Raw genomic sequence first — 9,204 nt, 5'->3', positions numbered from 1 at the left:
TTTGATTGTTGAGCCTCGCAAAGTCATTCTTGTTGACCCCACAAACTCCAACGCCCCTCTAGCACTGCCGTCCCGAGCCGACAAAACCGATGCTGCGGCCATAGACAAAACTCTCAAAGCCATCCTAAAAGAGCTCCAAACCCAGCGTCGGTCATTGGAAACGTTACGCATTTCATCCACAGCAGAAGTCGTGGCTTCAGTCCGCTCTTTCGTCAATGAGTGCCAACTCGATATCACGAAGACGTTGGAGTCGCTTGCAGCTTCAGAACAGAGTTTTGCTCGTTTTGGCGACGGAGAATTCAGATTGCTCCTTCGCCCTGACTTTGACCTCCGCTTTCAGCAAAACAGCCCTGAGCTCCGAGAATCCTTAGGGAAAGTCCTCACCAACTCGCAGGAGGACCTTCTCGTGGGATTTCCGCAACTCTACAGGGATGCCCACTGGACTGGCATTTGGGCTGAGCTCTGGTCCGAACTTCAGCCTTATCTAGACTCGGATACGCGCTATGGAAATAGTCATGTAACTCGACCTGTCGCATTCAGTTCTCTCGGTCCTCGAGCAACTCAACTTTGGCGAAGTATCTGGAACGAGAAACGCGTCGGGATTGTCACCGGGGAAGGATCTCGATTCGACCTGATTCCTGAACTATTCAACAATGTCGCAAAGTCGACCACATTTGCTTCTTCAGCAACGAACGCGTTCTCTGACCTCGCGCGCATCAAATCTGAAGTTCTAAAAAGCGACGTGGATCTAGTCTTAATAGCACTAGGACCGGCGGGGACGATTCTTGCAGCCGAACTTGCAGTCGCTGGTCGCCGCAGTCTAGATATCGGACACCTCTCCGATAGCTATTCCAACGTCATCAGCGGAGCTCCGCGCCCCGAGTCTAAGCCTCTCCGACGTTCTTGAGTTTTTCGTAGTCATTTTCCTGTGACTCGAGGGGAGAAAGGTCACAGGCGGCGTTCATACCGCATGGCGAATGTGCGGGAACCACTTCGCAGAGTGCATAGTTAACGGTTGGAGAGTCTTCGCATCATAGGGATGCGTCGGCGGCAGATGAATCCTATATGGACGAAGGCTGGATATTGAGCGGCAATGCAACGTTTCGACACACCAACTCGGCGGTTATTGCCGTTACGAGTGTGGAGGCTCCCGTCGTCGTCACCTCGAGCGAATTCGATAAGCGGCTAGAGCCGAGCCTCAAGCGACTGCGTCTGTCCAAGAAGCTCCTCGAACGGGTAGCCGGTGTCAGCGAACGACGCTGGTGGCCGGAAGGAACAGGATTCGACGACGCGGCTATCGAAGCCGGATCCAAGGCGTTAGCCGAAGCCGGAGTTGAAGCCGGCGAGATCGGCCTGCTCATCAATACCTCGGTCACCCGCAGGAATCTTGAGCCCTCCGTAGCCGTCAAAGTTCACAATGGGCTCGGTCTACCGTCCTCAGCCATGAACTTCGACCTAGCCAACGCTTGCCTCGGATTCGTCAACGGCATGACGCTGGCCGCGAATATGATCGATTCCGGGCAGATTAAGTACGCACTGATCGTCGCTGGTGAAGATTCCCAGATTGCCCAGGAACCAACCTTCGATCGATTGAACCGCGAAGATTCCACACGTGAGGACTACCTCCGCGAATTCGCAACCCTGACCTTGGGCTCTGGTGCTGCAGCCGCGGTCATCGGCCGCGCCGACGAACACCCAGGCTCACACCGAATCCTCGGAGGCGTCTCACGGGCCGGAAGCGAACATCACGAACTGTGCGTTGGCGGCCCACAGGGGATGTACACCGACACGAAAGGCCTGCTCGACAACGGTCTGAAACTCGTCGTCGACGCCTGGGACGAAGCCCATAAGGACGGTTGGAACTGGGGGTCCATGGACCGTTACGTCACACACCAAGTGTCCAATTCGTATACCAATGCCATTATCAAGGCCGTGAACCTCGTTCGGGACCGGGTGCCGATCACGTTCCCGAAATGGGGAAACGTCGGTCCTGCTTCGCTTCCCATGACGCTGGCCCAAGAGGCGAACACGCTCAACCCGGGAGACAGAGTGCTTTGCATGGGTGTCGGTTCCGGTCTGAACACGGCAATGCTGGAGCTGGCGTGGTAGCAAGGAGCTGGCCCGGGGTCCGCCCGGAATTCTCCCGATACCTTACCGTCCCCTCAACAGCCAGCTGTGATCCCGCCGGGTCGTCCCACCAATGGCATTTATTGGACAACCTGCCAGCGCTCGAAGCTCGGGAGGCAGCACCAGCAGGAACCATTCTGGCCGTACACGGAAATCCCACATGGTCCTACCTCTGGCGCAGCGTCCTTGAAGCCGGCGCCGAGGCCGAAACCCCATGGCGCGTAGTAGCCGTCGATCAGCTCGAAATGGGTTATTCCGACCGGACTGGCACATTTCGCCGACTAGCGGATCGAGTCACCGACCTCGGGGACGTGACCGACGCACTGGGAATTGAAGGCCCCGTGGTGACTCTCGGCCACGACTGGGGAGGGCTCATCTCCCTGGGATGGGCGACACGGCATCGCGAACAGCTGGCAGGCGTCGTCTTGACGAACACCGCAGTTCACCCCGCAGGTTTCTCCCTACCACCTGCCCTCAGTCTTGCACTGCACCCTGCGGTCCATGGTTGGGGCACGCGCGCCACCCCGACGTTCCTCAAGATCACCCACGCGCTGGCACACCCGAGGCTTACTTCCGATGTTGAATCCGCCTTCATGTCACCGTACCGCTCAACACCAGCGCGTGCGGGTGTAGCCAACTTCGTCGCTGACATTCCGGCGACGCCGGAGCACCCCAGTTGGCACGCTTTGGAGCAGATTTCCGCGGACATCCAGACGCTCAATGTCCCGGCTCTCATGATGTGGGGGCCGCGCGATCCTATTTTCTCCGACCGCTATCTGCGCGACCTGATGGACCGTTTACCTCAAGTAGATGTGCACCGTTTCGAAGGCGCCGGTCACCTCCTTCCCGAAGATCGGGATATCGCCTCTCCCCTGTTGGCTTGGCTCACCTCCACGGTGTGCAAAAGGCCGGGAACAAAGTCTTCGCTCCAGGACGACGCTCCGTCACGTGCCAATGCCGGATCCCAACACGGTTTACCGCCTCTCGACGTGAATACCGAATTCCGGAGCATGCTTGCCGAACTGGATGCCCGCCGTAATGACCACACCGATGCCGTCGTTGACATGGGCCCCACTCTCGGTGGGGTCCGAAGTTCCGCTTCCCTGTCGTGGGCATCACTGGCCCGACGCGTCGATGCCATTGCCCACGGCCTCTCCGAATTAGGTGTCCGCCGTGGCGATCGGGTGAACCTGCTGGTCCCACCAGGTGCCGAGCTCACCTCCCTGATCTACGCTTGCCTCCGACTGGGTGCCGTCATTGTCGTCGCCGATGCGGGGCTGGGGACAAAGGGTCTCGGCCGGGCCATCCGTGGCGCGGGCCCCAGTTTCCTCATTGGCATCGAACGTGCCCTGATGGCAGCCAGAGTACTGAATTGGCCCGGCCAACGGATTTCCGCCGGAGACCTGTCCCCCGCCAAACGCCGGCTCCTAGGCGTTATCGCCACCGTTGGCGATCTAGAAAAATCAGGACTGCTCAGCGTCTCGGCTAGCGGCCCACTGTTCCCCGCGGCAGATCCCGACGCCGACGCCGCGATTTTATTCACCTCTGGTTCTACTGGTCCGGCGAAGGGCGTCGTCTATACGCATCGGCGGCTCGCCGCCATGCGAGATACCTTGCAGGCAACCTACGGATTGAAGTCTGGCGATGCGCTCGTGGCCGGGTTTGCCCCTTTCGCACTCCTGGGTCCGGCTCTCGGGGCTGTCTCCGTCACGCCCGACATGGACGTCACCTCGCCCCGAACCTTGACTGCCTCCGCGCTGGCCAATGCCGCGTCGGCCATCAACGCCACCATCGTTTTTGCCTCCCCAGCAGCCTTGGTCAATGTGGTGGACTCATCAGCCGCTCTCGACTCCGTCCAACGATCTGCCCTTGAACGTGTTGAACTCCTCCTCTCAGCCGGTGCACCTCTGGGAACCACCTTGTTACAGGTTGTGCAGGAATTAGCTCCCCAGGCAGAGGTTCACACGCCCTACGGGATGACTGAAGCATTGCCAATTACCGACATCAGTCTTCAAGGAATTCTCGCGGCCGGTACGGGAGATGGCGTGTGTGTCGGTCGCCCGGTGGCCGGAGCCCGAGTATCCATCGCTGCCTTGGATGACCAGGGCCAGGTGTCAGACAAACTGCGAGCCAACCCCGACCAGGTCGGAGAAATTGTTGTCTCAGCACCCCACGTCAAGGACCGCTATGACCGGTTGTGGATCACCGAACAAGCCAGCGCTATTCACCCCGGCTGGCACCACACAGGGGACGTCGGCCACCTCGACTCCGCGGGGCGTCTATGGGTCCAGGGTCGGCTGGGACATATCCTCACCACTCCTTCGGGGCTGATGACACCCGTTGCCGCAGAATTGGCTGCAGAGACCGTGTCGGGCGTTCGTCGTGCCGCTGTTGTCGGTGTCGGACCTGCCGGCACGCAAGCAGTGGTCGTCATCGTGGAAACTGAGGAACGGGCTCGTCGTTCAGGGCTGGCAGCCCAGGCGTTGACGCAGGATGTCCGTTCGTCAATAATTCAAGCCACTTCCATGTCTGTCGCTGCAGTATTGGTCATCCCCGATTTGCCCACCGACATCCGACACAATTCAAAGATCGACCGTTCCGCGCTTTCACAGTGGGCTACTGGTCTACTGTCTGGGAAAAAGGCAACCCTGCAATGAGTACTGCCAATCACGACAAGCTCGTCCTGGTGACCGGGGCGAGTGGCATGCTGGGACGGGCTGTGGCCGAAGAACTGCTGGCCCGCGGTTACCGTGTCAGGACCTTTCAACGCGGTCCCGCATCACTGCCCGGCGTCGAACAATGTCGGGGCTCTATCACCGATCCCCACGCCGTTGCCGCCGCTGTCGAAGGCGTTTCCGCTGTCGTACATTTGGCTGCGAAGGTCTCTTTCACCGGTGAGTGGGAGGAATTCGTAGCAACGAACATTGAAGGGACCAGAAATCTCTTGGACGCCGCCCGTACGGCCGGCGTGGAAAACTTCGTCTACGTTTCATCGCCCTCCGTGGCTCACCTAGGATCATCGATCGTCGGAGGGGCTGCCGGCGCTCCTGAACCTGCCGCTGCGCGGGGCTACTATGCTCGTTCCAAGGCCAGTGCAGAACTCTTGGCGCTGGAAGCCAACGGACCGTCATTTCGTGTGACCGCTCTGCGCCCACACGTCGTCTGGGGCCCGGGCGACACACAACTCGTGGAACGGGTCGTCGATAGAGCGCGTTCAGGCCGGCTGCCCTTGCTGGATGGCGGCCTGGCTCTGATCGATACTACGTATGTCGACAATGCGGCTTCCGCGATTGTTCAAGGGCTGGAACGGATCAGCGTTGCCCATGGTCTCTCCTTGGTCATCACCAATGGAGAGCCGCGTCCAGTCGGTGAGCTCATTGCCGGAATCTGTGCCGCCGGCGGCGTGCCCGCACCAAAGTTCAGTGTCCCCGGATCCTTGGCCCGCAACGCAGGCAAAGTGATAGAGAGGCTTTGGACAGGAGCGCTGCGTCGCGGTTGGGTCTCCGATGAGCCACCGATGACGGAATTCCTCGCCGAGCAATTGTCGACCGCGCACTGGTTCGACCAACGCACCACGCATGAAGTCCTCGCATGGAAGCCCCTGCTTTCCATTGACGATGGGCTGTCCCGCCTCGCTGCCCACTATGGTGGTACTGCGCCGCGCACCGCGGAATAGACTGCCTCGCCACCCGCAACCGATGAGGAGTACCGTCTCATGACCGCCTTGGACCTACTCGACACATGGCCTGTCCCCCACGCCGCAGCAGCCGTGCTGGACACCCAAGGCAACACCCTGGACAGCAGGGGGGATCCCCAGCGCATTTTTCCGCTTGCTTCGGTCACCAAATTGCTCTCAGCCTTCGCATTCCTGGTCGCTCTGGAAGAAGAGGCACTTTCGCTCGATCAGTCAGCAGGTCCGGAAGGTTCAACGGTTCATCACCTGCTGGCGCACACCGGCGGTTATGATTTTTCCTCTGATGCTGTTCGTGCCGAACCGGGTACACGCCGGATCTATTCGAATACGGGCTTCGATGTCCTGGGAAAGACCCTTGAATCGGAGACTGGCATCCCCTTTGCCATCTATCTCTCCGAAGCTGTGCTGCAGCCCTTGGGCATGACCGGAACGGCGCTCGAAGGTTCTCCCGCCGCCGATGCCGTCTCATCTCTCCACGATTTGTCGCTCTTCGCAGCAGAGCTCCAGCATCCTACTCTACTCGCTGGCGCGACCATGGAACGAGCAACCACCGTGCAATTTCCTGATGTTGACGGTATTCTTCCCGGATACGGCCGACAGAAGCCCAACGACTGGGGCCTGGGTTTTGAAATCAAGGACCACAAGTCACCCCATTGGACTGGCACTCAGAACTCAGCTCAGACTTTCGGCCATTTCGGACAGTCAGGGACCTTCCTTTGGGTTGACCCGTCAGCTGGCTTAGCATGCGTTGCCTTGACCGACCGAGACTTTGGCCCATGGGCGATTGATGCGTGGACGCCGTTCAACGATGCGGTAGTCTCCGACTTCTCCGCCTAGAAACGCGCGTTGCGCGGAACTCGCTGGCAGACGGGGCACCAGTAGGACGAACGCCCCATGAACGCATCCCGACGAACCAGCGAAGTCCGTCCCCCGGCTGCGCAGCGGTGGCACGGTTGTCCGCCGCGTCCGTACGCGTTCAATGACCGAGAGAAGTAGCCGGACGCACCGTTCACGTTGACGTAAAGCTGGTCGAAACTAGTTCCACCGGCAGCAAGCGCTCGGTCCATGATGGTCGATAACGCTAGAAATAGCCTGAAGGTATCTGGGCGCCGCAGGCTGTCGGTGGGACGGGCGTAGTGCATCTGGGCTTCCCACAGCGCCTCGTCCGCATAGATATTGCCCACCCCGGATACCAGCCCCTGGTCCAGAATCGCGCGTTTGATACTCGTCCTACGCGCCCGCAGCCGGCGATGGAAACTTTCTATGTCGAAATTGAGATCCAAGACATCGCGGGCGATATGCGAGGCAGCTTGGGGAATGGTTGCAGCTTGGGAACCTTGTCCCCCCGGGGCTCCGTCGATGGTCGGCACCAGGGGTGAGACGAACATGCCCCCGAAGATCCGCTGATCGACGAAACGCAATTGTCCCGGCTTCGCGGCGGAAGCCGATAGATCGAAGGTGATCTTAAGGTGTTTTTCGTCGGGCGCCGTGGAGTCCTCAACCAGCAGCTGGCCGCTCATTCCTAGGTGAGCGACAAGAGCTGCCCCTCGTGGTACACCGTCGAGCGGCATCCAGAGAAACTTTCCACGTCGCACAATGTCGGTGATCGTTGCGCCGTGCAGTGTGGCAATGAAGTCAGCGGGGCCGTCCTGATGTCGGCGGAGGGAGCGCGGGTCGTATACACCGACTTCGTCGATCCGCCGGCCAGCGACCCAGGATTCGAGACCGCGTCTCACGACTTCTACTTCCGGAAGTTCCGGCATCTACTCGTGGGCCGTCGTCTTTTCCGGCCCCACAGCAGGCTTCGCGGAGACCAGCGTCCGATAGGAGATAGCAGCCGCCTCCTGTTCGGCCTCCTTTTTGGAGGGGCCGGTGCCCGTTCCATAATCCGTCTTGCCAATGCGTAGCGTTGCCTCGAACACCCGCGCGTGGTCGGGGCCGGTGCCGGTGATGAAGTAGTCAATAGGGCCAAGTTTGCGCGCTGCCGCGATTTCCTGGATCGCTGTCTTCCAATCGGTGCCCGCACCGAGGTGTTCAACGTCCGATAGCAGCGGGGCAACCAGCCGCATCACCAGGGCCTGGGCCGAGTCTGGGCCATCACTGAGGTACGTGGCACCGATCAACGCCTCCATGGTGTCAGCAAGGATCGAGGACTTGTCCGCGCCATGGGTCAGTACCTCACCCTGACCGAGGAGAATATGCTGTCCAACTTCAATGCTGCGCGCTATCCCGGCGAGTGCTCGGGTGCTAACAACGGAGGCACGTCGCTTCGCGAGATCACCCTCCGGCAGGTCCGGGTAGGTCCGGTAGAGGTGGTCTGTCACGGCATAGCCGAGCACCGAATCGCCGAGGAACTCGAGGCGTTCGTTGGTCGGAAGGCCGCCATGCTCATAAGCATAGGAGCGATGTGTGAGCGCAAGACGAAGCGTCTCGGGGTCGATGGTGACCCCGAGACGCTTCAGAAGCTCTTCTGTTGAAGGCATCAGACGTTATTAGGCGTCTGCTACCTTGCGCCCCTTGTATTCAAGGAACAACTCGGTGCCGGCAGAGTCGGTCACGACCTTCGCCTGGTGCGGCAGGCTGTAGGTTACGCGGCCGTTCTCCATGGTCTTGACCAGGTTTGGCGCAGTTGCCTTCCACTGGGACCGACGGGCCCGGGTATTCGAGCGGGACATCTTCCGCTTGGGAACAGCCACGGCTAACTCTCTTCTCTCTCGACTGAATCTGTACTCTGTACCGCATCTTCTGCGGTGGTGCCAGCCAGCTCGGTGAGAGCTGCCCAGCGGGGATCTAGAATCTCGTGGTGGTGCCCTGGCTCGTCCGCGAGGCGAATCCCGCATTCTGCGCAGAGGCCTTCGCAGCCCTCCCGGCACACCGGTTGGAACGGCAGCGCGGTCACCGCTGCATCCCTCAGTACCGGCTCCAGATCGATGAAGTCATCCACGATCTGTCGCTGGTCCATGTCCTCCTCATCGGGCAACTCAGTGCCTTCATGGAAGAACAACTCCTGAATGTCGGATTCGAGGTCGTACGCGATAGGCTCCAGGCAACGGCCGCATTCACCGGACACTTCCGAGAACGCTGTACCGGAAACCAAGATTCCCTCGTGTACGGCCTCGAATCGAAGATCCAGATCGATATCCGACCCCTCTTCGATTCCGATCAGTGCCGCCCCCATTTCAGGCGGAGCGGGCACGGTCCGTTCAAGAGTCTTCATGGTACCCGGGTATCCCCCGAATTCCTTGGCCGAAAAGACCAACGGCGAGCTGCGATCGATTCCGCGTGACGACGGACGATCTGAACGCTTATCGCTAATGAGAACTCCTGTAGAACAAAGACCGACATTACATCGTAGCTCGTCACAAGCATGGACTCAAACCAGT

At 59.8% G+C, this 9,204-nt stretch carries 9 protein-coding genes; 5 read left to right on the top strand and 4 right to left on the bottom strand.

The window, feature by feature from the left end; all coding sequences use genetic code 11:
* The 5 genes from ACT3S2_RS15345 to ACT3S2_RS15325 all read left to right on the top strand — a co-directional run.
* The coding region (locus tag ACT3S2_RS15345) for a GT-D fold domain-containing glycosyltransferase (protein WP_444561881.1) at positions 1–907 on the top strand (907 nt) is incomplete at its 5' end.
* A 176-nt stretch (positions 908–1,083) separates the two neighbouring features.
* A complete protein-coding gene (locus ACT3S2_RS15340) occupies positions 1,084–2,109 on the top strand; it encodes a 3-oxoacyl-ACP synthase III (protein ID WP_443358953.1) in 1,026 nt (341 codons plus the stop codon).
* Positions 2,103–4,784 carry an alpha/beta fold hydrolase gene (locus ACT3S2_RS15335; protein ID WP_444561880.1) on the top strand — a complete coding sequence of 894 codons (2,682 nt, stop codon included), beginning with the start codon at positions 2,103–2,105 and terminating at the stop codon, positions 4,782–4,784. Before ACT3S2_RS15340 ends, ACT3S2_RS15335 begins: the two co-directional genes overlap by 7 nt.
* Positions 4,781–5,803 (top strand): NAD-dependent epimerase/dehydratase family protein, encoded by a 1,023-nt coding sequence (locus tag ACT3S2_RS15330; protein ID WP_444561879.1) that lies wholly within the window; start codon positions 4,781–4,783, stop codon positions 5,801–5,803. The genes ACT3S2_RS15335 and ACT3S2_RS15330 overlap by 4 nt, the downstream gene beginning before the upstream one ends.
* A 39-nt stretch (positions 5,804–5,842) precedes the next feature.
* Positions 5,843–6,658: a serine hydrolase domain-containing protein gene (locus ACT3S2_RS15325; RefSeq protein ID WP_444561878.1), complete on the top strand. Its 816-nt coding sequence runs from the start codon at positions 5,843–5,845 to the stop codon at positions 6,656–6,658.
* Here ACT3S2_RS15325 and mutM read toward each other — a convergent pair.
* The 4 genes from mutM to ACT3S2_RS15305 are packed head-to-tail and all read right to left on the bottom strand — an operon-like array spanning position 6,655 to position 9,038.
* Positions 6,655–7,584 carry a bifunctional DNA-formamidopyrimidine glycosylase/DNA-(apurinic or apyrimidinic site) lyase gene (mutM, locus tag ACT3S2_RS15320; protein ID WP_444561877.1) on the bottom strand — a complete coding sequence of 310 codons (930 nt, stop codon included), beginning with the start codon at positions 7,582–7,584 and terminating at the stop codon, positions 6,655–6,657. The two genes, ACT3S2_RS15325 and mutM, sit on opposite strands and share 4 nt — an antisense overlap.
* Entirely contained in the window at positions 7,585–8,304 is a 720-nt protein-coding gene (rnc, locus tag ACT3S2_RS15315) for a ribonuclease III (RefSeq protein ID WP_086996301.1), read from the bottom strand.
* Between the two features lie 9 nt (positions 8,305–8,313).
* Positions 8,314–8,517 (bottom strand): 50S ribosomal protein L32, encoded by a 204-nt coding sequence (gene rpmF, locus ACT3S2_RS15310; protein WP_086996298.1) that lies wholly within the window; start codon positions 8,515–8,517, stop codon positions 8,314–8,316.
* A gap of 2 nt (positions 8,518–8,519) precedes the next feature.
* Positions 8,520–9,038, bottom strand: a complete 519-nt coding sequence (locus ACT3S2_RS15305; protein WP_443347946.1) for a YceD family protein — start codon at positions 9,036–9,038, stop codon at positions 8,520–8,522.
* Between the last annotated feature and the right edge of the window lie 166 nt (positions 9,039–9,204).

This window comes from Arthrobacter sp. AOP36-A1-22, assembly GCF_052377615.1.
Classification (GTDB): domain Bacteria; phylum Actinomycetota; class Actinomycetes; order Actinomycetales; family Micrococcaceae; genus Arthrobacter_H.
Note: the sequence above shows the minus strand (reverse complement) of the source record. Positions and strands in the feature narration are given on the sequence as shown.

Coding starts and splice junctions, on each gene's coding strand:
- rnc (WP_086996301.1), bottom strand. CDS start 8,304: ATGCCTTCAACAGAAGAGCTTCTGAAGCGTCTCGGGGTCACCATCGAC.
- ACT3S2_RS15305 (WP_443347946.1), bottom strand. CDS start 9,038: ATGAAGACTCTTGAACGGACCGTGCCCGCTCCGCCTGAAATGGGGGCG.
- mutM (WP_444561877.1), bottom strand. CDS start 7,584: ATGCCGGAACTTCCGGAAGTAGAAGTCGTGAGACGCGGTCTCGAATCC.
- ACT3S2_RS15325 (WP_444561878.1), top strand. CDS start 5,843: ATGACCGCCTTGGACCTACTCGACACATGGCCTGTCCCCCACGCCGCA.
- ACT3S2_RS15330 (WP_444561879.1), top strand. CDS start 4,781: ATGAGTACTGCCAATCACGACAAGCTCGTCCTGGTGACCGGGGCGAGT.